Source organism: Aequorivita sublithincola DSM 14238 (assembly GCF_000265385.1).
Taxonomy (GTDB): domain Bacteria; phylum Bacteroidota; class Bacteroidia; order Flavobacteriales; family Flavobacteriaceae; genus Aequorivita; species Aequorivita sublithincola.
Genome location: NC_018013.1, coordinates 648,492 through 669,608, shown reverse-complemented (window position 1 = coordinate 669,608; position 21,117 = coordinate 648,492). Strand labels below are relative to the sequence as shown.

Here is a 21,117-nt window from a genome sequence, read left to right as displayed (position 1 = left end):
TTTATAATGGAATGCCAAAACCTTGCCAACCACTCTCAATGGCAGGAAGTATTTCAGTATTGTTCCAAATTCCGGTAGTTATCGTTCTCGCATATTCCTGTGGAAGCAAACCGTTTTGCATTAATTTACTGGTTAGCATAAAGTTGTAATCCATTCTGTGGTGTGAAAAAGTTAGTTCGTCTTTTTTATCATTTAGAATCATATACCAAACTTGGGGTGTTCCATCGTTTGCGGGCATTCCAATAACACCTGGATTTAACCAAATTTTGTTTTCTTGAGTATGATGAAAAGGCAAACCACAATGGCCTGCAATAATTACATCGCTTTTAGTTGCTTTAAGGTCTTCAAGTTTGGTTTCCCAAGGAGTAGATTTAAAAATAAATTCTGAAACATTGAAATAGGAGCCGTGAACAACGGTAACTTTCTTTCCCGCATATTCAAATTGAAGAAAATCGGGCAAGGTTTTTATAAAATCCAACGAGCTTTTTGAAAGTTTGCTTTGCGCAAACGGATACCATAGTTGCGAAAAACCATCGCATCTGCCGCCTTCTTTAAAATCGCAGCCACAATCTTCGGCACCTTCGCTTAATTGAATTTCCACATTTCCAACAATACTTTTGGCACCCCAAATTTTAAAAAGTTGAACGGTTTCTTCAGGTTGGGCACAATAGCCCACAATATCTCCTGTGCAAATACAATTTTCTGGAGGAATATTTTCAGATTCAGCAATGCTTTTTAGCTTTTCCAAAGCTTGCAAATTGCTGTAAACGCCACCAAAAAGCAAAACTTTGCCTTTTAGATTTTTTATATGTTCTATTTTTTTATCCAAGTTGGTATTAAATATAAAAGTATGCAACTGCCAATTCCCCAAATGTTTACCCAAAGTAGCTCTGCGTATTTTCCTTCAGTGAAAATGAGTTTTTTCGGAAAAATTTCAAAAACTAAAATAAAGCCGAAAGCGATTCCTGTAAATACACTTACGTAAAAACTCACTTTTGGGACTTTCATTTTCCAAAATAAAAACACCGGTGTAAGCCCAATTACCATCGTTCCTGATACAGTTGTTGCGGAAAGAATTTCGGCATTCAAAAATACTGGAATGGTTCCCAATATCGCAATAATTACCATTGATAATCGTCCAAAAGTTAGGTTTTTCCCCAGCTTCAAATCTACTGACAATAATTTCGAAAAGGAAGAAAAGGTGGAATCTAAAGTAGAAGCTGCTGAAGTAATCATAATAAAGTTTATCACTAAAAGAATGATTACACCGAATGCTTTCCCAACCTCAACCGCGGCCTGACCTTCCATACCTTGCGTTTTAGCGTAAACTCCGATTACGCTAAAAAGTATTATACTTAGGGCTCCGAGCAGTGTGGCCCACAAAAAACTTTTAAGCGTGGTTTTTGGAGAACTCAAAAAAGCGCGATCCGTCAAAACGGGATCGTGGAACGGATAGCTAAACGATTGAATTATTGCCGCAAAAAATAAATTTAGGCCCAAGCCAAAACTCCAAGTCCCAGAACTTGCAACTTCAGAAACCGTAAAATCTTCCATCGAAAATATCTTCCAAAGAATAATACAAAGTAGAACTGCAAACAACCCCATTTGAATTAAATCTGTAAAAATGGAGCTGCTCAACCCGCCTTTCAGCGCATAAGCCAATGTTAAAACGGTGAAAACAATAATTGCCCAATAAAAACCTGAACTTCCCTGTTCGCCAAAATAAGTGCCGATTACCATCGTATTACTCCAAACTTCGTTGAACAAACGAATCGCAATCAAAACTGAAAAAACCCGCATTGCACCTTTTCCAAAACGGCTCGTTAAAAAATGGTGAATACTCGTAAAACCGCCATTTTTTCGAAGAAAATAGATAATGATTCCCGCTACGGCAAAAGATAAATAATAACCAGCATAAGCAACACCACCCACAATCCCGAAATCGAGACCGAGATTGGCAGCATTAGTAATACTTTTCGCAAAAATCCACGAAATGATGAGGCTACCAGTAAGCATAAAAGCGCTCGGGGCTTTTTTGCGATGCGTTGCTTTAAAGAATTGATCTGTGGTTTTGGCCAATGGCGAAAGGAAAAAAAGTATCAAACTAGATACAATTATCAATGCCCATTGCCAGATTTCTACGTTCATAAAAGGGTTTCAGGTTTAAAGTTTCAAGTTGCTCAACTGTTTCCATTAATTTCGAAATATTTTAGATTACAATTATTCATCCCACCAAACTGGGAAATTGATGCTGTTTCCGTTTGTGTTTGATGCTGCTTCATTGTAATTGTCCGCATTTAACGCCTGTTCTTCTGCGGGATAAGGCATTCTTACAGGGATTAATCCGTCATTTAAACTTGCGGCAATTGGCTTCAATATTGGAAAACCAGTTCTGCGATATTCAACCCAACCTTCATAACCGTTGATGATGTTTGCAATCCATTTTTGAGTAATAATTTGTTGAATTGGAGTTGTTCCGGAAGCATCAAAGGCAGCTGGACCCGTTAAATAATCTGAAGGCATTGGCGTGTTCCAATATTCAAAAGCTAGCGTTACGCCAGTTTCGTATAAATCTTTTGCGTTTGCGGTAATCAAACCTTTTTGGGCGGCTTCTGCTAAGTTTAAATAGGTTTCCCAAGCAGTTAAAAAATTGGCGTCTAGCGTAGATGTATCATCGCGGAAAACGGTTCCTGCGAGTGAATAATCTGCTAAGTTAATAGAAGTGTTTGAAGCATCAATTCCGTTTATCAATCCATTAAATTCATTGTTTGTTGAGTTTTGAAAGGGACGAAAAAGCTTGCCAATTCTGTCATCATTCAAATTGAGCATTATATCTTCCATCGTTTTGGAAAGCACAAAATTGTTGAAATCGCCCACCCGAAGTTTTGCTAAACGGAAACGGTTTGGATCTGTATTTGTAAAGTTGAAAATTGCGTTTTCAGAATTACTTTGAATAAAATTTCCTTCGTTATAAATAGTTTGCAACTGTGCTGAAACATCAACTTTGGCTGAAATGCGTAGCAATGCTTTAATTTTTAAAGCATTCGCAAACCTTACCCAACCGTCCAAATTTCCGTTGAAAAGTATGTCGCCTTCCAGCGGAATTACATCGTTGTAATTGTTGATGGCAGCAATTCCTTTGTTAAGATTATCCAGAATTCCACCATCTGCTAAATAGATATCTTCCTGTTTATCGTACTTCGGTGTAACAGTTCCATTTACGCCGTTGAATGCTTCGCTATATGGAACATCTCCGAACAAATCCGTCAATCCCGAAGCCATGTATGCCTTCATAATTAAGGCTGGACCTTCGTAAACTGAGTAAGTTTGAACCGTTCGAGCTTGGTTCAGTAAAATTTCATTATCGCGAAGGTTTACGTAAAAAACCGGCCAAGGATTTCCACCTAATTGAGGCGATTTCAAAGCGTGTCGGTCAAAGAGATTAAAGTCAATTGCAGTTCTGTGTTGCGAAAGCAAATCGCCCGCAACAAAACCTTCGTAACTCATTTGTTCTCCAAAATCATAAATTACTTGACGCAACAAAAGACTTGGTTGCACGCTATTTGGCGCGTTTGGGTTTGTATTTATTTCTTCGAAATCTTTGGTACATCCGTTTGCTACAAGCAGACAAATTAGACTGAAAATATATAGTGTATTTTTCATATTATTTAATGTTAGTGGTAAACATCTCCCCTAAATCCCATCTTCGAAGAGGGGACTTGGCTCCCTCCCTTTGAAGGGAGGGTTGGGGTGGGATGTTTTGTTAGTTTTTCAAATCTTGAGTTTATTAAAAAGTCAAACCTGCTTTAAATCCAATACTTCTCGTTGAAGCATAACTCATATCTTCAACACCGCTCACAAAACCATTGCCTTGAACCGCGATTTGTTCTGGATCAAAGTGTGGAATGTCGCTAATGGCGAAAATGTTTCGTCCAATAATTGAAAAATTGATTGTTGCGCCATCATTTAATCCTGCAAAACCTTTTTGAATTTCGAATTTATAACCGATGGAAAACTGCCGAAGCTTTAAATAGGAAGCGTCGTACGTATTATTTTCTTCGTGATTTCTATCGTAAAATTGACGGTAATAACTTTCCGCAGAAACGGCAGTTGTATTTGGAACGTAATTTGGGTTTTCAGGAGTTCCAATATTCACAACGCCTTGCGGAACAATATCGCCACGATCGCCTCCAGTTTCTGCAAGTTGACCGCCAACGGTTGCTAAAGCACGAGTTCGTGAAACCAATTCACCACCTTGTCGCCAATCGAACAGAAAGCCAAGATTCCATTTTTTATAGTTGAAACTATTGTTCCATCCCAAAATAAAATCTGGATTGTAGTTTCCTATTTTTTTCAAGGTATTATCAGCAATATATCTTCCTGCTGAAGTAAGAATGAAATCGCCATTTTCGTTTTTCAAATAACCAGTTCCGTAGATATCGCCAATTTCGCCACCTTCTTCTACTTGAAACCAAACGGTTTGATCTGCACTGTCATAAATTCTGCTGAAAGCCAGCGTCAATCGCCCATCTGTTTGCGGAAGACTTTCTACAACAGCCTTACTTTTACTGAAATTGAAAGTGCTATTCCAACTGAAATTTCCTGTTTTTATAGGAATTATATTCGCAACCAATTCAACGCCTTGCGAGCGAACTTTTCCACCGTTTACAACTTGTTGGTTATAGCCAGATGAAATTCCTATTGGTAAAGAAATAATCTGATCTTCGGTTAAAGCGTTGTAATAAGTGAAGTCAAAATTCAAACGATCCCTGAAAAAGCGAACGTCGGCACCTAATTCGTAGGAAGTTACCAGCTCTGGTTTCAAATTAGCATTTGGAATGAAATTTTGATTGCTAAAAGTTGGCTGACCTGCATACGGAATCTGCGATACAAAGGCTCCCGAAGTCTGGTATGGACTTGTATCATTCCCAACCTGAGCAATACTTCCGCGAAGTTTTGCGAATGAAATAAAACTCGGAAGTTTCGCCGCATTTGAAAGTATAAAACTCAAAGAAGCCGAAGGATAAAAGAAGGAAGTGCCATCAACCGAAAAAGGTGTTGCTAAAGCGCTAGACCAATCGTTTCGAGCAGTTAAGTCTAAATATGCAATATCTTTAAATCCAAATTTTGCAATTCCATAAAAAGAATTAATTCGTTTTTGCGATTCAAATTGAAAAATTTGAATAGGCGACGCGGCATTATTCAAACTGAAAATTCCTGGTTGCGCTAAATTCAGTGCTTGCGATTGCTTAGTGGAAGCGGTTTGGTCTAATCTATTTCCTCCGGCAGAAATATCAAAAGAGAAATTTCCTAAGCTATTGTTGTAGTTGATTAAAAAGTCAGTATTTATTTCTCTGTAAAGCACATCGTCTTCGGCATAAGCTCCATTTTTAAAACGGTTACTGCTATAAGCTCTTCGGAATTCACGATTTTCTGAAGAATAATCCATTCCTGTTCGCAATGAAAAACTTAAATGATCCGAAAGATGCTGTCTAATTGAAACATTTCCAAAAACACGATCGCGATTAAAGGAATTTCTATTTTCAAGTAATGTGAAATATGGGTTATCAAAATAGGTGTAATTAAAAGAATAATGCTGCACATTTTCCAAACCTGGCTGCCAATATTGCTTCATATTTTTAATATTTAAAGAGCGCGGACCCCAAGCTACCAGAGCATAATTTACGTTTTCGCTTCCATAACCGTTACTGGGACGATTGTCGCTATTTGAATTTACGTAACTAATTGAAGTTGTAATTTCAGTTTTGTTTGACGGACGGAAAGTGAGATTTGCCGCAACTGTTTGTCGGTCAAGATTTACACCTGGAATAATAGATTCGCTTCTTACATCTGTAAATGAAAGGCGATAATTTCCGTTTCCGAAGTTATCAGAAACCGAAGCGTTGTTAATCGTGGTAATTCCAGTTTTGTAAAAATTCTTTAAATTATCTGGATGCGAAACAAAAGGTGTTGCCGTAATTGGCAATCCATTGTAAAGCGCAGTATCTCCGCCGCGAACCACACTTCCGTCAGGTAAATAAACGGGACTGTCATACTGCGGAATAAAATTGCCCACATCCAAGCGTGGTCCCCAAGAGTAACTTATTAAATCGTTGGTTCCACCACCAAGTCCGTCAACATATTCGAATTTGCCCGAATTTCCTTGACCGTATTCGTTTTGAAATTTTGGTAATTTAAAAGCTGTGTCCACGAAAAGAGAAGTGTTAATGCTTATTCCCATTCCTTTGGATTTGCTGCCGTCTTTCGTTTCAATAACAATCACACCGTTCGCAGCGCGCGTTCCGTAAAGCGCGGCGGCGGTTGGACCCTTTAAAACAGTTACAGATTCTATGTCGTCTGGATTTACTTCCATCGCTCCGTTTCCAAAGTCAATTTCCTGAAAACCAGCTGCGGCTTCATTCGTTACATTAAAAACGGTATTGTTGTTAATTGGCGTGCCGTCAATTACAAAAAGCGGATTGTTATTTGAAAAAGAAGCTTCACCGCGAATTGTGATTTTTGATGAAGAACCTACGCCAGTTGCGCCTTGGGTGATGGTGACGCCAGCCAATTTTCCTGAAAGATTATCGAGAAAGTTAACCGATTTTACTTCAGAAATTTCTTCAGATTTTAAGGCTTGAACGGTATAGCCCAACTCGCGAGCTTCCCGTTTTACTCCGAGTGCCGTTACCACAACTTCATCAAGACTCGTTGTAGATTCGGCTAGAACTACGTTTATTTTAGTTCTATTTTCAACAGAAACTGTTTGCGTTGCATAGCCTATTGTTGAAAATTTTAATTTATTATTTTCGGAAACTGAAATAGAAAAGTTTCCGTTTTCATCAGTGGTTGTTGCTTTGCCATTGCTCGCTTGTATGGTTACAAATGGAATGGTGGTGTCATCAACCGCAGAAGTTACCGTCCCGGTAACCGTGGTTTGGGCGTAGCTGTATATAGAAAATAACAGCAATACGCATAAGTATATGTGCTTCATAAATTGTGATTAGTTAGAAAAATTAACTTTTTAGACCAACAGATTTTTAAAATCTATTATGTCTTGAACACGATTAAATATGAAGCAATAGGGGAGAACCTTTATTGTAATTGATTTCTTCCGAAGAATTTTGAAAGAAAAAAGGTGAGTATGAAATTATAATTTTTTCTGAAGAAAATAGAGAAAGAAGAATTTTTCTAAGTGCGGAACTAATATTTCTGAAATCATTTAAAACCGATTTAGCGTCAGAGATATTATCAATATCCGTAAGCATTTTTAGAAAAACAATTTTTATTTTTCTTGCAGAAAGTAATCTTGAAATATGTTTTGTTAACTGTGAAGTCTGCCAAGGAAGGTTTAGGAAAGTCTCTAAGTTAAATTGAGATTTATTCAATCCCATCATATAATAACCGCCGTCTTTTGAAGGTCCTAGAATTATTGGATTTTCTTCAAGTTTTTTAGCAGTTTCAATTAATTGCGAAGTTTGAAGTTGAGGCGTGTCGTTTCCAACAGTTATAACATTTTCAAAACCTTGATCGTACACAAACTGAATGGCATTCGTATATCTTTCGCCAAAAGTTTCACCTTTTTGTTCTTCTTCAGAAATTAGAAAGTAAGGCAGTTTACTGCGTTTTACTTTTTGAAGAGTCTGTTTGTTAAGTACGTCAAAAATCGCCGAAGATTTGCGGAACGGTTTATTTACAGCCTCTTGTTGGGCTGAGTTCGCAAAAATTAATATGGCGGTTTTTTGATTGGTCATTTTATTCCGCAACTGCACCTTGGCAGCTACTTCCTGCTCCTGCAGTGCAGCCGTAACAGTGCTGAGAAATTATAATTTTTCTGTCGTTTAAAATATCTTCGTTATATTCTGAAATATGCTGAATTTTACTCGCAACTTTCAACTCTAGCATTTGGTTGAAATCACAATCGTACAAATAGCCATCCCAGCTTATTGAGATTGTATTTCGGCACATTACGCTTTTAACAGCAGCAGGATTGTATGCTTCAACTAATTGATACATATAATCTTCATAGTTTTCAGAAGCAATCAAATAATCCAAAAATCTAGCAACTGGAAGATTTGTGATAGCAAAAAGATTGTGAAAATGTATTCGAAAATCTTCGAGCAAAGCTTTTTTGAAGTCTTTTTCCATACTGGCCTGGTCGCCGGGTAAATAGGCGCCGCTTGGATTGTAAACTAGATCTAAACGCAGATCGCTGTCTGGCATTCCGTAGCCAACTGCGTTTAGTTCTTGTAATGCTCTAATGGATAAGTCAAAAACACCTTCACCTCTTTGTTTATCAGTTTTTCCGCGTGTCCAGTGTGGCATGCTGCTTACAACATGTACATTGTGACTTTTGAAAAAATCTGGTAAATCGTAGTATTTTTTATTGGCGCGAATAATTGTCAAATTACTTCTGACGATGAAATTCTTAATTCCGGCTTTGCTTGCTTCATCCACAAACCAACGGAAATCCGGGTTCATTTCTGGAGCGCCACCAGTAAGATCCAACGTGTGCGCACCAGTGTTTTTTATAACATCCAAGCACTGCATCATGGTTTCGCGCGTCATGATTTCCTTTCGGTCTGGGCCGGCATCTACGTGGCAATGCTCGCAAACTTGGTTGCACATATAACCAACGTTTATTTGAAGGATTTCCAATTTATTTGGGCGAAGCGGGAATTGTCCTGTTTCCTTAATTTTTTCAGAAAAAGTAGGAAGCTCTCCGCTAGCAAAAATTCCGTTAGAAAGTTTTTCGAGTTGCTTGTTTGCTACTGCAAATTCGCTATCGCGTTTATGAAGGGATTGTTGTTTTTTCTTTTTTTCTTTAAGCATAAAAATTTTTATGAGTTTTATTCGAATGAATTATTGAAGTAGGTGAGAGATTAATCGCGAGGCTACATTTCCAATTTGTTTACTTTGTTCATCATCATTACTCCATGAACTAAGGTTGCGCCGCTTTTTATGGCTGCGCCTACGTGTATGGCTTCCATCATTTCCTCTTTCGTTACGCCTTTTTGCAGATTATCTTTTGTGTAGGCGTCAATGCAATAGGGGCATTGTTCGGTGTGCGCAACAGCTAGCGCAATTAAAGCTTTTTCACGGGCGGTTAGAGCGCCTTCTTCAAAAACTTTTCCGTAGTAATCAAAAAATTTATCGCCTAGTTCTTTACTCCATTCGGTGATGTTTCCAAATTTACGGAGATCGGCAGGGTCATAATAGTTATTGGAGGCCATGATTGATTTTAGTTATAGTTACGAAATTGAAACCATTTTGGTTTTTCAATAACGGTAAATATAGGGAGTAGTCTTTCAAAAATAGGATTGCTTACGATTTTTTTATGAGTTTAATCAAAAGTATATGCAACCCCGGTTTTTAGATTATATTGTGAATTTGGAATTCCTACCGCTGGAGTTTCGTCGTAGATAAAAGTGTAGGAAGTTTTAAAGGCAAAATTTTTAAAAACATCAATCAATAGGGAGCTTTGGTTAGAAAAGCGGTAGTCTCCAAAGTCCTTTAGTTTAGGTTGATAATATGTGGTGCTAATGAGGCTCATGGTTTTTGTTGGATAAAAACTAAACGATAGATAGGAGGTGCTTCTGAAATCTCGTTGAATTGGGGTTATGCCATCACTCAACTCTTCGTATTCATACATTAAATGTGTGCCTAAATAGACTTTGAATTTCTCTGAAGTGGTTACTTTAAATCTAGGTCCAGCACCAACAAGACCTCTGAATTCTATTTTTGAAACCTTGTTGTATTGTGCTTGTGTAAATGCTTCTAAAGCGATGCGCGGATGAAAACGGTAATTATAGCGAAGATGCGCTATGCCGGCATTTTCAAGTTTAGTGCCTTCTATTTTTTGAAACTCTATATCGTTTTTAAGCAAAACTAAATGCTTCTTCATTTTATATTGAATGTGAAAGCTAGAACTCACTTCAAGAGATTGATTTACATCGCGTTTTAAGGAAAAATCAAGGCTTGCAGAACCTGAAAATCCTGAGGTGTCTGTTACTTTCCGAAGTGATTCGGCATTGAGGATCTGTGATTTCGCGGAAAGCGAGAAGCAGATAATTATAAGCACAACTATATATTTCATCCTATTTTCAAATGATTGGTTAGTGAATTAAAAATAATAAAAAGATTTTACTAGGAAGATATCAGTTGTTTTCTAGATATGTTTTGAGAACCACTGCTTGGTTATTTTTTTCATCTTTTGCGCCGTAGAGGAGAGTAAGGCGTTTATCTTTTGCTGTTTCTAGTAATTTTTCAACTAAATCTGAATGATTTTTCAGTTCTTCATTATACTTTTTTACGAACGAATCAAAACGTTCTTCTTTATGGTCAAACCATTTTCGAAGCTCGGTTGAAGGGGCAATTTCTTTCATCCATTCGTCAAGTTTAGCATCTTCTTTGCTTACGCCACGTGGCCAAATTCTATCCACCAAAACTCTGAAACCATCGATTTTGGTGACATCTTCATAAATCCTTTTAATTTGAATATCCATATTTTTAAAATAACAAATAACAAATAACAAATAACAAATCCCAAATCCCAAATCCCAAATCTCATTTTCCGAATTAACGAATCACGAATTAACGAATCCCGAATAACTATTCTCCCCAGGTAGCAATTTCTTCCGCAGACCATAATTCTGGAAAAAACTTACGTTGCTGATATTTTGGGTGAAGGTATTTTTGCCATTCGGAACCTCCAGTTGCAGCTTTAGTCACGCCTTTGCTTGTTAAATAATGATTGGCGGTATCTAAATGAACCAGCGGCCAAGCTACGTTGTAAAAATGGTCAAACTGTTTTAGTTTATCTTTTAGTTCTTCGGAAGGGTTTTCCATTTGTGCAACCCTTTCTTCTAACGTTTTGCCTTTTGTTTTTTCAGCTAAATCCTTAAAATCATCTTCGTATTTCTCGATGAATTGACGTAAAGTTAAAGTCTTTTGGCCTGTTTTCCTATTGTATCCAGCGTCTTTCCAGTAGATGTTTTCAAAGTAATCTTCTAAGGTAGGATTTTCTGGTAAGCGTAGTTGGCCTTGGCTATTGATGAGATTTTCGAGTTTGGTGCAGTAAAGTTCTAAATAACGAAACGATGCACTTTGGAAACCACTAGCCGGCGTTAACGTAGAACGAAAGACGTTGTAATCGTCATAGTTCATCCCGTCTTTCATTATGTCGAAAGAAGTGATGAGCATTCGGGTGTACCTTTTTAGCCTGTCTAATTTTGTCATCCAAACATCTTCAGGAAGGTTTTCGCCTTCAGAAAGTTGTTTTATTTCGTGTATCATCATCTTTAAGGTAAGTTCCGTAACTTGATGATACATTACGAATATTTCTTCATCCTTAAAGTCGGTCCGCGTTTTTTGAAGGGAAAGGAGTGTGTCTACTTGAATATAATCCCAATAATTTATAGGTTTTGCCTGTAATAACCCTTTGAAATAGGTTTCTGGATTTTCGCCAAGGTCTATATATTTTTGTTTTATTGCTTCTATAATATCGTTGTTGTCCATAATGTTTCTGTGAATAAAAAAATTCCTTAAAAATAACAGATATTTTTATATTATTTGAAGTATTTTGAAATGACTTTTAAAGAAAAAGCCTTGCTAGAAATCTTCTAACAAGGCTTTTTTAAATTTTTGCTTAACGGTTACTAATAAAAATTAGCGCGGTTATCTTGGATGTCGGCTTTCTTTTTAAGAGCGTTGTAAACTTGACCTTGCGCTAATGGAGCTGCTTTAGCGCTCAGTTGGTTGGCGAAATTTACATATGATTCCATTTTAGGAGCTGGATTGAAAGCAGTTACTTTTACTTTATAAACCCCAGCTGTACCGTCTATTAATGAAGTAGATTCTCCAGGTTTAGTTCCGAAAGCGGCACCAACTACTTTAGGCTCATTATTTGCGCCAACAGTTGGATTTGCCATACTTATACCTGTTGCACTTTGAACCACAATATTCTGGCTTGCGGCAATTTCTTCAAGAGTACTGTCTTTAAGCGATTCGCGAATTTTTGCAGCTTTTTTCTGGTTGCGCAAAATTGGCGTTACTGTTGCAGAAGCATCTGCTGTTGGCATAAGGCCTTTATCGTTTTTGCGTGTAAGTTGTGCAATAACATATCCATCTGTAACGCTGAAACGTTTAGTGTCTCCAACATTTGAGTCCTCATTGAAAGCCCAGTTAACAATGGTTCGGTTTTGACCTATTCCAGGAATATTGCCGTCCATATTGTTCATTTTGTTTACGGGTTTCACTTCAAGATTCTGCGCTTTTGCTAGTTCGTCGAAATCTCCTTTCTGAACAGCAACTTCAAATTTTGAAGCATCTGAGAATACTTGGTTTATTGTTTTATCTGAAGGTTCAATGTTTTTTACAACGGTAGCAAGCTTAACACCTTTTTTCGGTTCTGATTGTTTAACTACTTCTACAACATGAAAACCAAAGTCGGTTTCAACTAGACCAATTGTTCCTACTGGGTTATTGAAGATAAAATTATCAAAAGGAGGAACCATTCTTCCAGGAGTTGAATTTCCTAAATCTCCACCCTTATCTTTAGAACTGTCATCAGAAAATTCTAAAGCAAGTGCAGCAAATTTCGATTTGTCTTTTTTCACAACACTCAAAATACTATCAGCCAATTTTTGTGCTTCTTCCTTAGTTCTTGTAACGGTTTCGGGAGCACGCATTGTACCAACGTAACGGATCAAGATGTGCTTAGATTCAGCTGAATCCGGCATTTTTTTAGTATCAATAACTTTAGAAAGATAAAGTGCCTTTTCAACTTGATAAGGACCATAAACATCACCTTTGTTCAAATTGATAAGTGTATCTGCAACAGTTGCAGGAAGGTCTTTTTTAAACATCCAACCGTCAAAATAAGGAAGGTCTGAATTAGCATTTACAAATTCCTCGTTATCTTTAGTGTGTCTAAACCCTGCAATCGTATCGTTTGCTTTAGTGTCTTTATTAAACTCAACTTTGTCATTCAACAAAGCAGTAACATCTGTTTTAGCTTCTTCTGAATCACTTTCAGATGGATTTTCAGCGAAGAATACATATTGAATGTCTGCTTGAGCCTCTACTTGATAGTCGTTTGGATGTGCCGCAACGTAATTTTTAATTTCGTCATCAGACACCTTCACGTCTTCATCTGCAATTTTAGTATAAGGAATCATTGCGTACTGAAAATTCAAGTTGTCATTTTGGAAGTGATATTCTTGTTCACCTTCGGCAACTGTGGAACGTAATCCACCTTTTATCATATTGTAATAAGTAGCTTGAAGCACACCATCGGCGGTGTTTTCTTCAAACTTAAGCCATTGTGCATACATATCTTTAGAAGAAGCTTTGATGCTGGCAATATATTCTTGGATTTTGCCATCATCTACTTGTCCTGCTTCGTTTAAGAAAGTTGGGTTATTAGCTAAAGAAGTTTTTAGTGCGTTGTCGATTTGTGCTTTTTCGACGGTAATACCAGCTTTTTCAATCTGCTCGTCCAAGATAACACTGCGCAATTCCCGATCCCAAACCATGTTCATGGCTTGTGCGGTGTTTCCATTTGGTCCCAAGTTACGTTGTGTGACTTCCACTTCTTCCATAAAAGTTTGTCTAGAAATGTCCGTTCCATTTATGGTTGCGATGGTGTCCTGACCTTTTGGACCACTGTTACCCTTGGTTAACACATCACTTAAAATAAAGGCAAAAAGTGCCAATGCAATAATAAGGATAAGGAATATCCCTCTTTTTCTAATACTGTTTAAGATTGCCATTTGATGTTCAAAATTTATATTCCTTTTCGTCGGTTTTGCCGAATGAGCGGGGTTTGGTTGTGATTTCCTTTTATCTCTTAATGTTAATCAAGGTTTTAGAGGATTTGTTTTTTAAATAATTCAGGTGGCGAAAATACCATTTTCCTATCACTAATAAAAAAGTAAAGCAAAAAAATTGAGGAAATGTTTGAAATCTAATCTTCGTGAACAACTTTAAGTTCCACGAGTTCAATTTTTGTGTTGGAAACTTCTAAGATCGTGAAGATAAAATCGTCAATTTCAACGGTCTCTCCTTTTTCTGGGATTTCTTCGGTGTGGTTTACGATAAGGCCGCCAAGGGTTTCGTAGTTTTCGCTTTCTTCCAAGTCAAATTTGTAGTTCTCGTTTAGGTAATCCACTTCCAAACGAGCAGAAAATTTGTAGTGATTTTCACCAAGTTCTTCTTCAATTAGTGCAATGCTGTCGTGTTCGTCTTCAATGTCGCCAAAAAGCTCTTCAATAATATCTTCAACGGTTATGATTCCACTTGTTCCGCCGTATTCATCAATAACCACGGCTATACTTTTTCGTTTTTTACTAAGAATGCCGAGAACATCTTTAATAAGCATTGTTTCTGGCACAAAAACCACTGGCATCAATACCTCCTTGAGGTTTGCTGGTTTTTTGAAAAGCTCAAACGAATGCACATAACCTAAAATATCGTCTATGTTTTCTTTATAAATCAAAATTTTTGAAAGACCTGTTTCTGTGAAAAGTTTGGCCAGTTCTTTTGGTGATGTTTCAATATCTACCGCCATAACTTCTGTTCGTGGAATCATTGCTTCGCGAGATTTTACTTCAGAAAAATCTAGCGCGTTCTGAAATATTTGTATTTCTGAATCCATTTCTTCCTTGGTTTCAGCGATGTCCATTTGTTCTGAAATATAATTACCAAGTTCCAGTTTGCTGAAACTTAGTTGCACGGTATCACCTTCAGACTTAAAGATTAATTTTAGAACCAAGTCTGAAATCCAAATGATGAATTCAGAAATTAAAGAAAAAAGAATGTAGAAGAAATAGGCAGGAACGGCAAAGATTTTCACTAAACTATTCGCATAGATTTGGAAGAAAACTTTCGGAAGAAATTCCGCAGTCATTAAAATTACTAAAGTGGAAATAATGGTCTGGATCAACAAACCGCTAAACCCTGCAATGGGGATATATTCCATCAAAAGATCGCCCATAAAAAATCCGTAGATAACTAGGGCAATGTTATTGCCAACAAGCATGGTAGCAATAAATTTTGAAGGACGTCTCGTTATTTTTTTAAGAATTCCAGCTAGGAAGTTGTTCTGCTTCTTTTCAATCTCGATGTGGATTTTGTTGGAAGAAACGTAAGCGATTTCCATCCCCGAGAAAAAGGCGGAGAGGATAAGCATTGTTAGTATGATTATTATACTGTAATCCATTTATAGATTCAAGGTTCAAGATTTGAGGTTCAAAGTTAGGGTTTCGACAACTTGAAACCTGAAACTATTTATTCCGTTCTTCAATTTTCTTTCTGAAATTTCTTTTGAAGAAAAACATAAAGACAGCGACTACTGCAATAAAGATAAAAAGATAAGCCTGATTTGGTTCGGTGCTCCATTTATTTATTGCTTCATAAATAAAAAAGGCTGCGAATATAAGGTATGCGTATTCAAAAAAGCGGTATAATTTACTTAACATCTTCAGTTTTTGTTTTGTCAACTAGTTGAACTCCTTGATTTTTTCTGGATAGAAAGGTAGTGAAATCTTCACTGCTGTCAAACCCAACGGCGCCATCGTTATAGGATCCGTCCTTGAATTTTATTCGGTAGGGTTGGTCTGTAAAGATCCATTTATTTTTTTGGTCCCAATAAAGTTGGTTCGCTTTTAGGACCACGCTGTCCGCGGTTACGACAACAACATTGCTTCGCAGATCTACTAGGCCAGTATTGTCAAACTGGATGGCATAGTCTGCCGTTACTGTGTTTTTTTTACCGTCTTCGTCCCAAAAACGAACTTCAATGCCTTTAGGAAATTCTTTATACGGAAATTCTAGATTTGAATAATCTAGCAATTTATCAGCCAGTAAATTTGTGACCAATTTCCCGGAATCTGTATATTTAAAATTAATTCCTTTTCCTTCAGCAATCGGCGCACCGTCTGAAAGACTCAACCTTTTTACATTTTTGTAATTACTTTCACAAGCAAAAAGCGTGATGGTCAATAGCAAGACCATCACGCTTTTAAACATATTTATTGAGGTGTACATTCTTATAAGTTAGGAACCCTTACGCTTCCGCCAACCCAACAGTTAAATTTAACTGTTTTACCTGCCATACCTTCAGAGAAGATATCGCTTGCTTGAGGGGCACGTTGTCTGTAAGCACTAGCAGCAGCATTTGCAGATGAAGCAAGTGATCCGTCTACTCTAGCAGCTTTTGCCGCCATATCTGCAGCAAGCCAGTTAATAGCTCTTTTTTCAAATACTGTGCTTCCACAGCTATTTGAACTATCACCAATCATTTGTGCGATTTTTAAATAAGCGATTCCAGCAGATGGTTTTGCGTCAAGCATTTTGTTATAGTAATTTCTTGCAGTTCCATAACTTCCTTTTTTGCGGTAGTTTTCTGCAATACTATAATAAATACGTGCTTTTTTAGAATTGTCGCTTTCAAGATCTGCTGCTTGGTTAAAGTATTCCAAAGCTTTAGAAGCTTTACCTTCAGATTCAGCTTGCTTACCTAATAAGTATGCAGAAGTTGAACTTGGTTCCAATTCGTGAAGACGAACGGCCAATTTGTTTGATAACGGGCTTTCACAATCTTTTGCATCAAGTCTGTTACTTGCATTTTTCAACCAATCAATATCGTTCTTTTTCTCTTCATAATCCTTTTCGTAAAGAGGAATAAGGTTAGGACAATCTGCTAACTGGCCTAATTTTCCGTTAACGCTTCCTTCAACAGTTCCATAAACGCCTAGGTTGTTTTCGTAAACATCTTTGGCACGTTGTTCTTTATCAGTTAACGCAGTTCCTGCTTCTTCCTTATCCATTAAAGGAGTAAGTTTTGAAGCAAGGCTATTTTTCTCAGTATCAATTTTACTGATTACAACGTCATAAAGATCAAAAATTTCTTGAAGGCTTTTCTTTCCTTCGCTCTGTAAATCTACAGCAAGAGAGAAATAAGTATAAAGACTTTTTCCGCTGGTGAAATCTGCAGGATATTTTTTGAAGGCTTCATCGTAAGCTTTAAATTGTTCTTCTTTAGTTCCTATGTTGTTATCATATTTTATTTGAGCAATTGTAGAAAGTACATCACCTTCTTTGGTTTGCTCTGGAAAGTTTTGAAGTCTTAATTGATATGCCTCAATAAGATCATTCACTTTACTTTTATCGCCTTTTTCTTCAATAAAATAGTCAAACATTTTTACCGCGTATTGGTAAATAGCCATATTAGCTTTAGGACAGTCTTTTATCAGTTTTTCATAATGAGGCAGTGCTGCTTCGTAATTTTTCACCTTAGCTTGTTCCGTAAAATAAGACAATAGAATGGTACAATCATCAGGTGCCTGGGCGATCGACTTTGCAGAAACAGAAAGTAGTGCAACGGTAATTAATAAAAGGAATTTTGTTTTCATGGTATTGCTATTAGTAGTATTAGTCATATAATCTTTTTTCGAACCAGCGATCGTTTAATGAGAAGCTTAAGAATGTGTTGAAAAAGTTTTCTTGGATCAAACCAAAATCGTTTGTTCCTCGTTTTCCAAGTTCAAACCCTAAGTTCATATTAGAGAATAACTTTCCGATAGGTAGTCCAACTCCAAAAGATATGCCAAACTCATTTATGTCGTGTCCGTCTATGTTTAAACCTGTCTGTTCTACTCTTACTCCAGCTCTGTAAACAACTCTATTTAAGTAATTTCCGAAGGAATTATAGTTAGGAATATAAAATCCTCCCAATTTAGCTTTGGACGCGTTGTTATAGGTTACATTTTCATTGGTGAAAGCACGATTTGTAAAATTACTCGTTTTTTGGTTTACGTATTCCAATCCAAGACCCCAATTTTTAGGTTTGCTCATCCCTAAACCAAGTGTGATTTGCGAAGGAAAAGTAAAATCTGTGTCTGCCACAGGAACTTCTCTTTCATCAACTGAGAATATTCCAGAAGGTAGAATAGAAACACTTCCTGTTTTTCTATAATTTTCTGAAGAGAATTTTGTTCCAGGACTAAAAGTTACCGATCCAGTAAGTTCAAGGTCTTCCGTTACCATGCTTTTGTACATCGCTCCAATGTTAACGTTGAAACCAGAAAGATTAGATCTGTTAACCACACGAGTTCCGTTTTGAACATCAAATTTTTGTGTAACAGCGGTATTCTCTATTTTACCAAAGTTATAATTTACATCTGCACCTATGCTTAGTTCTGGTGTAACTTGATAACCAAGAGAAAGAAAGGCCTTGTTTAAGCCACCCATTCCTTCATATTGCGTAATGTTTTTGTCTGTTTCAGAATAAAAATCATAGCCTACAGAAGAATAAGGGATCAATCCGAAACCCATTCCGAATTTACCCATTGGTATTCCCATAGCCATATAATCCAAGGTTGTAGATGAAGTGTTTTGGCTTTCTGTAGCGGTTTTTTGAGTAATTGCTTTATGACTAGCCCCGATTGAAAAGTTAATCAATCGCAATCCAGAATATCCAGCAGGATTCTGAAGATTTAGGTGAATACTATCAGAGAAAACACTTAAGCCTCCCATAGCTCTATTTTCTACAGTACCGCGAAATTTTAGCGACCCAATACCGTAAAATGAATAAGGTGAGGTGGTTCCTTCCTGGGCAAGAGCGATACTGGTTATAAGTAAAAATAAACCAATTACTATTTTTTTAAACATCAAAGCTTGTTATATTCTAAAATATGGTTCAATCCCTCCAATAAAAAATTTGAGTTGGCAAAGATGTCATTTTTTATGCTATCTCGCAAAAAATGTGTGTCTCCTCCTGTTAAAATAACTGTTAAATTGTTATAATTTTTTCTATACTCAGTTATAAAGCCGTCTAATTCGAATAAAATACCGTTAACGACTCCCGAATGGATTGAGTCATTAGTATTGTTTCCTATATATGTATTGGGATGGTTTGTTTCAAGTAACGGTAATTTTTCTGTAAACGTATGTAGCGCTTTATATCGAAGTGAAATACCAGGAGAAATCGCACCGCCCAAATATTCGTTTTCTTCATTTATAAAATCATAAGTAACGCAGGTTCCTGCATCAATTATCAATACATTTTTGTTTGAATAGTGTTCGGTAGCCGCGCTCACTAAAGCAATCCGGTCTATTCCCAAAGTTTCTGGCGTTCCGTATTTATTAGTAAATGGAACTTTAGTTTCGTGGTTTAAAACGAAGACATCAAATAGTTGATTTAACTTAGAAAGCTGCTCTTCCGAAAGATTTGCAACTGAAGAAACAATGGTTTTTGTAATATTTGGAAAAGTTTCAGATATTTCAGCAAGAGTAAGCAAAAAGTCATTTTTATTGCACGTTTTTTTTAGCTCAAGCTTGCCAGAGTCAAATACTCCAAGCTTTACGAGTGTGTTTCCTACATCTATTACTAGATTCATTTTTTTTATTGAGGGGATAAAAATACAACTTGAGTTAACAACTTATTGTTAAGGTGTTATTAAAGTAAAAGTGGAATATCTTTTTATTTTTTTAATTAATGTTTTGCAAAAACGAAAATAGCTTTATATTTGCCGTCTCAATAATGGTGCCTTAGCTCAGTTGGTAGAGCAATGGACTGAAAATCCATGTGTCCCTAGTTCGATTCTTGGAGGCACCACAAGAACTCCCTGTAAGTCTATGACTTACAGGGTTTTTTGTTTTTTGGTGCGAAAACAAATGTGAAATTACATTTATAAATGACTGACTAATAGACGAAATTGAAGTTTTTATTAATAGACATACTTAAAAACATAATAAATAGCCACAAATTCTTCAATAGAAACCATATTATCTATATTAAAAAGAATGTCGCCGCTATAATTTGAATTTCCGTTGTAAACCTTCCCGTCCCTTATATTCATTATTATATCTCCTGAATAATTAGAATTTTTAGTATAGACTTTTCCGTCCTTAATGTTCATTAAGACATCTCCCGAGTAATTAGAATTACCCTGATAAACCTTTCCATTTGATATCGAAAAAAGAATATCTCCAGAATATTTTGAATTTTTCTTGTAGATTTTGTTATCGGATATGTTACATAGAATATCTCCTGAATAGTTCGAGTTTTCGTTATAAATGTTGCCATCCTTGATATTACAGATAATATCGCCACTATATTTTGAAGTTCCAGAAGATACTTCAACTTGGGATATTGATGTTTGAAAGCAGAAAAAAGTCAATAAAAATAGAATGAAAAATTTCATTATTTATAGATTTTAATCATTTCTTCAAATGAAATAATAGTTCCAAAACCTTTTCTTCTAAAATATTCCTGATTCATTACATTTCCAGTCGCTAATACAAAATCCCCACCCCAAGCGCCTAAACTTTTGATTGTTCCAGAATAATCACTAAAAAACTGCTCTTTAATAGTTGGAAGACCTATAATTTTCGAAATAATTTCCTCGTGTAAATTCATCAACTTTTCAAATTCTGAAAGTGAATTGCAAGTCAAGAGATTATGACTGATGTTTGAAATTTGTTGAATGAGTTTTTTATCAACCGATGCATTTCTGTATCTCGAAATCCCTTCTTTACTATCTTGTTTTTGGTTTAAGTGAACAAAAAACAGACGGTCTGTAAAGCTCCAATTGAGTTTTACTTTTTCAAATTTTGGAATTCCATTTTGCAATTCGTATAAAATAGGAGAATCATTTTGCGCTGCTGCAATATCGTATCCGCTTCCTCCAAAACTATTTTTCAAAAGTTCAAAAGCATCTACTTCTGCCCATTGTGCAATGTTGTTTATCAAAGTTGAAGAAGTGCCCAAGCCCCAATTTCGGGGAAAGTCAAGTTTAGTGATTACAATGATACCTTCTTCTATGGAAAGGAAATTTTGATTTAGTTTTTTTGCTTCACGAAGAATTGTTGAGAGTGTTTTTGAGATTGTATTTTCAGTATTTTTACTTTGAAAAGTATGCGAAGTGAAGAAATCTTCAAACCAAACCACTCCTTTTTCATCCAAACTTTTCCAGTTAATCTCTTTCTTTGTTGAAGAGTCAACTTCCAAAAACTGTCCAAATTTAGTGGGAATAGCCAATGCAGTAGCGCCATCAAGCACTACATATTCACCTGTGAGCAATAATTTTCCGTTGCTGTGGAATTTAAGCATAC

At 36.4% G+C, this 21,117-nt stretch carries 18 protein-coding genes and 1 tRNA gene; 1 reads left to right on the top strand and 18 read right to left on the bottom strand.

Going from position 1 to position 21,117, the window contains the following annotated elements:
* Position 1: 1 nt before the first annotated feature.
* The 16 genes from AEQSU_RS03280 to AEQSU_RS03200 all read right to left on the bottom strand — a co-directional run bounded on the left by AEQSU_RS03280 (position 2) and on the right by AEQSU_RS03200 (position 19,400).
* The gene (locus AEQSU_RS03280) at positions 2-829 is read right to left on the bottom strand and encodes a metallophosphoesterase family protein (RefSeq protein ID WP_042491585.1); all 828 of its coding nucleotides are present in this window, start codon (positions 827-829) and stop codon (positions 2-4) included.
* Positions 814-2,148, bottom strand: coding sequence for an SLC5/6 family protein (locus tag AEQSU_RS03275; protein WP_014781438.1), 1,335 nt, complete (start codon positions 2,146-2,148; stop codon positions 814-816). Before AEQSU_RS03275 ends, AEQSU_RS03280 begins: the two co-directional genes overlap by 16 nt.
* Positions 2,149-2,220: 72 nt before the next feature.
* Positions 2,221-3,663: a SusD/RagB family nutrient-binding outer membrane lipoprotein gene (locus tag AEQSU_RS03270; protein WP_014781436.1), complete on the bottom strand. Its 1,443-nt coding sequence runs from the start codon at positions 3,661-3,663 to the stop codon at positions 2,221-2,223.
* Positions 3,664-3,787: 124 nt separating this feature from the next.
* Positions 3,788-6,994 (bottom strand): SusC/RagA family TonB-linked outer membrane protein, encoded by a 3,207-nt coding sequence (locus tag AEQSU_RS03265; RefSeq protein WP_014781435.1) that lies wholly within the window; start codon positions 6,992-6,994, stop codon positions 3,788-3,790.
* A gap of 73 nt (positions 6,995-7,067) precedes the next feature.
* Entirely contained in the window at positions 7,068-7,754 is a 687-nt protein-coding gene (locus AEQSU_RS03260) for a TIGR04282 family arsenosugar biosynthesis glycosyltransferase (RefSeq protein ID WP_014781434.1), read from the bottom strand.
* A gap of 1 nt (position 7,755) precedes the next feature.
* A complete protein-coding gene (gene arsS, locus AEQSU_RS03255; protein ID WP_014781433.1) occupies positions 7,756-8,832 on the bottom strand; it encodes an arsenosugar biosynthesis radical SAM (seleno)protein ArsS in 1,077 nt (358 codons plus the stop codon).
* Positions 8,833-8,894: 62 nt separating this feature from the next.
* Entirely contained in the window at positions 8,895-9,233 is a 339-nt protein-coding gene (locus AEQSU_RS03250; RefSeq protein ID WP_014781432.1) for an arsenosugar biosynthesis-associated peroxidase-like protein, read from the bottom strand.
* Between the two features lie 110 nt (positions 9,234-9,343).
* Complete coding sequence (locus tag AEQSU_RS03245; protein WP_014781431.1) at positions 9,344-10,096, bottom strand: DUF481 domain-containing protein; 753 nt, start codon at positions 10,094-10,096, stop codon at positions 9,344-9,346.
* 61 nt (positions 10,097-10,157) lie between these two features.
* Positions 10,158-10,505 carry a DUF488 domain-containing protein gene (locus tag AEQSU_RS03240; protein WP_014781430.1) on the bottom strand — a complete coding sequence of 116 codons (348 nt, stop codon included), beginning with the start codon at positions 10,503-10,505 and terminating at the stop codon, positions 10,158-10,160.
* A 106-nt stretch (positions 10,506-10,611) separates the two neighbouring features.
* Positions 10,612-11,517 (bottom strand): tryptophan 2,3-dioxygenase family protein, encoded by a 906-nt coding sequence (locus tag AEQSU_RS03235; protein ID WP_014781429.1) that lies wholly within the window; start codon positions 11,515-11,517, stop codon positions 10,612-10,614.
* A gap of 140 nt (positions 11,518-11,657) precedes the next feature.
* Entirely contained in the window at positions 11,658-13,772 is a 2,115-nt protein-coding gene (locus AEQSU_RS03230) for a peptidylprolyl isomerase (RefSeq protein ID WP_014781428.1), read from the bottom strand.
* 194 nt (positions 13,773-13,966) lie between these two features.
* Positions 13,967-15,220, bottom strand: coding sequence for a hemolysin family protein (locus AEQSU_RS03225; protein ID WP_042491581.1), 1,254 nt, complete (start codon positions 15,218-15,220; stop codon positions 13,967-13,969).
* 248 nt (positions 15,221-15,468) lie between these two features.
* Positions 15,469-16,047, bottom strand: a complete 579-nt coding sequence (gene lptC / locus AEQSU_RS03215) for an LPS export ABC transporter periplasmic protein LptC (RefSeq protein ID WP_014781425.1) — start codon at positions 16,045-16,047, stop codon at positions 15,469-15,471.
* A 2-nt stretch (positions 16,048-16,049) separates the two neighbouring features.
* Complete coding sequence (locus AEQSU_RS03210; protein ID WP_042492267.1) at positions 16,050-17,414, bottom strand: tetratricopeptide repeat protein; 1,365 nt, start codon at positions 17,412-17,414, stop codon at positions 16,050-16,052.
* 19 nt (positions 17,415-17,433) lie between these two features.
* A complete protein-coding gene (gene bamG / locus AEQSU_RS03205; RefSeq protein WP_014781423.1) occupies positions 17,434-18,672 on the bottom strand; it encodes a BamG family beta-barrel-assembly machinery protein in 1,239 nt (412 codons plus the stop codon).
* On the bottom strand, positions 18,672-19,400 hold the full coding sequence (locus tag AEQSU_RS03200; RefSeq protein ID WP_014781422.1) for a type III pantothenate kinase: 729 nt from the start codon (positions 19,398-19,400) through the stop codon (positions 18,672-18,674). The genes bamG and AEQSU_RS03200 overlap by 1 nt, the downstream gene beginning before the upstream one ends.
* A gap of 145 nt (positions 19,401-19,545) precedes the next feature.
* Here AEQSU_RS03200 and AEQSU_RS03195 point away from each other — a divergent pair.
* Positions 19,546-19,618: transfer RNA gene (locus tag AEQSU_RS03195), tRNA-Phe, on the top strand.
* A gap of 112 nt (positions 19,619-19,730) precedes the next feature.
* On the opposite strand, the gene AEQSU_RS03190 is transcribed toward AEQSU_RS03195, so the two are convergent.
* On the bottom strand, positions 19,731-20,207 hold the full coding sequence (locus tag AEQSU_RS03190) for a hypothetical protein (RefSeq protein ID WP_014781421.1): 477 nt from the start codon (positions 20,205-20,207) through the stop codon (positions 19,731-19,733).
* Positions 20,207-21,115 carry a GYDIA family GHMP kinase gene (locus AEQSU_RS03185; RefSeq protein WP_014781420.1) on the bottom strand — a complete coding sequence of 303 codons (909 nt, stop codon included), beginning with the start codon at positions 21,113-21,115 and terminating at the stop codon, positions 20,207-20,209. Before AEQSU_RS03185 ends, AEQSU_RS03190 begins: the two co-directional genes overlap by 1 nt.
* Positions 21,116-21,117: the final 2 nt, after the last annotated feature.

Bases quoted from the DNA above. Each gene is read 5' to 3' on its own strand.
- AEQSU_RS03190 (WP_014781421.1), bottom strand. From the start codon at position 20,207: ATGAAATTTTTCATTCTATTTTTATTGACTTTTTTCTGCTTTCAAACA.
- AEQSU_RS03235 (WP_014781429.1), bottom strand. From the start codon at position 11,517: ATGGACAACAACGATATTATAGAAGCAATAAAACAAAAATATATAGAC.
- AEQSU_RS03230 (WP_014781428.1), bottom strand. From the start codon at position 13,772: ATGGCAATCTTAAACAGTATTAGAAAAAGAGGGATATTCCTTATCCTT.
- arsS (WP_014781433.1), bottom strand. From the start codon at position 8,832: ATGCTTAAAGAAAAAAAGAAAAAACAACAATCCCTTCATAAACGCGAT.
- AEQSU_RS03240 (WP_014781430.1), bottom strand. From the start codon at position 10,505: ATGGATATTCAAATTAAAAGGATTTATGAAGATGTCACCAAAATCGAT.
- bamG (WP_014781423.1), bottom strand. From the start codon at position 18,672: ATGTTTAAAAAAATAGTAATTGGTTTATTTTTACTTATAACCAGTATC.
- AEQSU_RS03200 (WP_014781422.1), bottom strand. From the start codon at position 19,400: ATGAATCTAGTAATAGATGTAGGAAACACACTCGTAAAGCTTGGAGTA.
- AEQSU_RS03250 (WP_014781432.1), bottom strand. From the start codon at position 9,233: ATGGCCTCCAATAACTATTATGACCCTGCCGATCTCCGTAAATTTGGA.
- lptC (WP_014781425.1), bottom strand. From the start codon at position 16,047: ATGTACACCTCAATAAATATGTTTAAAAGCGTGATGGTCTTGCTATTG.
- AEQSU_RS03225 (WP_042491581.1), bottom strand. From the start codon at position 15,220: ATGGATTACAGTATAATAATCATACTAACAATGCTTATCCTCTCCGCC.
- AEQSU_RS03270 (WP_014781436.1), bottom strand. From the start codon at position 3,663: ATGAAAAATACACTATATATTTTCAGTCTAATTTGTCTGCTTGTAGCA.
- AEQSU_RS03265 (WP_014781435.1), bottom strand. From the start codon at position 6,994: ATGAAGCACATATACTTATGCGTATTGCTGTTATTTTCTATATACAGC.
- AEQSU_RS03185 (WP_014781420.1), bottom strand. From the start codon at position 21,115: ATGCTTAAATTCCACAGCAACGGAAAATTATTGCTCACAGGTGAATAT.
- AEQSU_RS03245 (WP_014781431.1), bottom strand. From the start codon at position 10,096: ATGAAATATATAGTTGTGCTTATAATTATCTGCTTCTCGCTTTCCGCG.
- AEQSU_RS03275 (WP_014781438.1), bottom strand. From the start codon at position 2,148: ATGAACGTAGAAATCTGGCAATGGGCATTGATAATTGTATCTAGTTTG.
- AEQSU_RS03210 (WP_042492267.1), bottom strand. From the start codon at position 17,414: ATGAAAACAAAATTCCTTTTATTAATTACCGTTGCACTACTTTCTGTT.
- AEQSU_RS03260 (WP_014781434.1), bottom strand. From the start codon at position 7,754: ATGACCAATCAAAAAACCGCCATATTAATTTTTGCGAACTCAGCCCAA.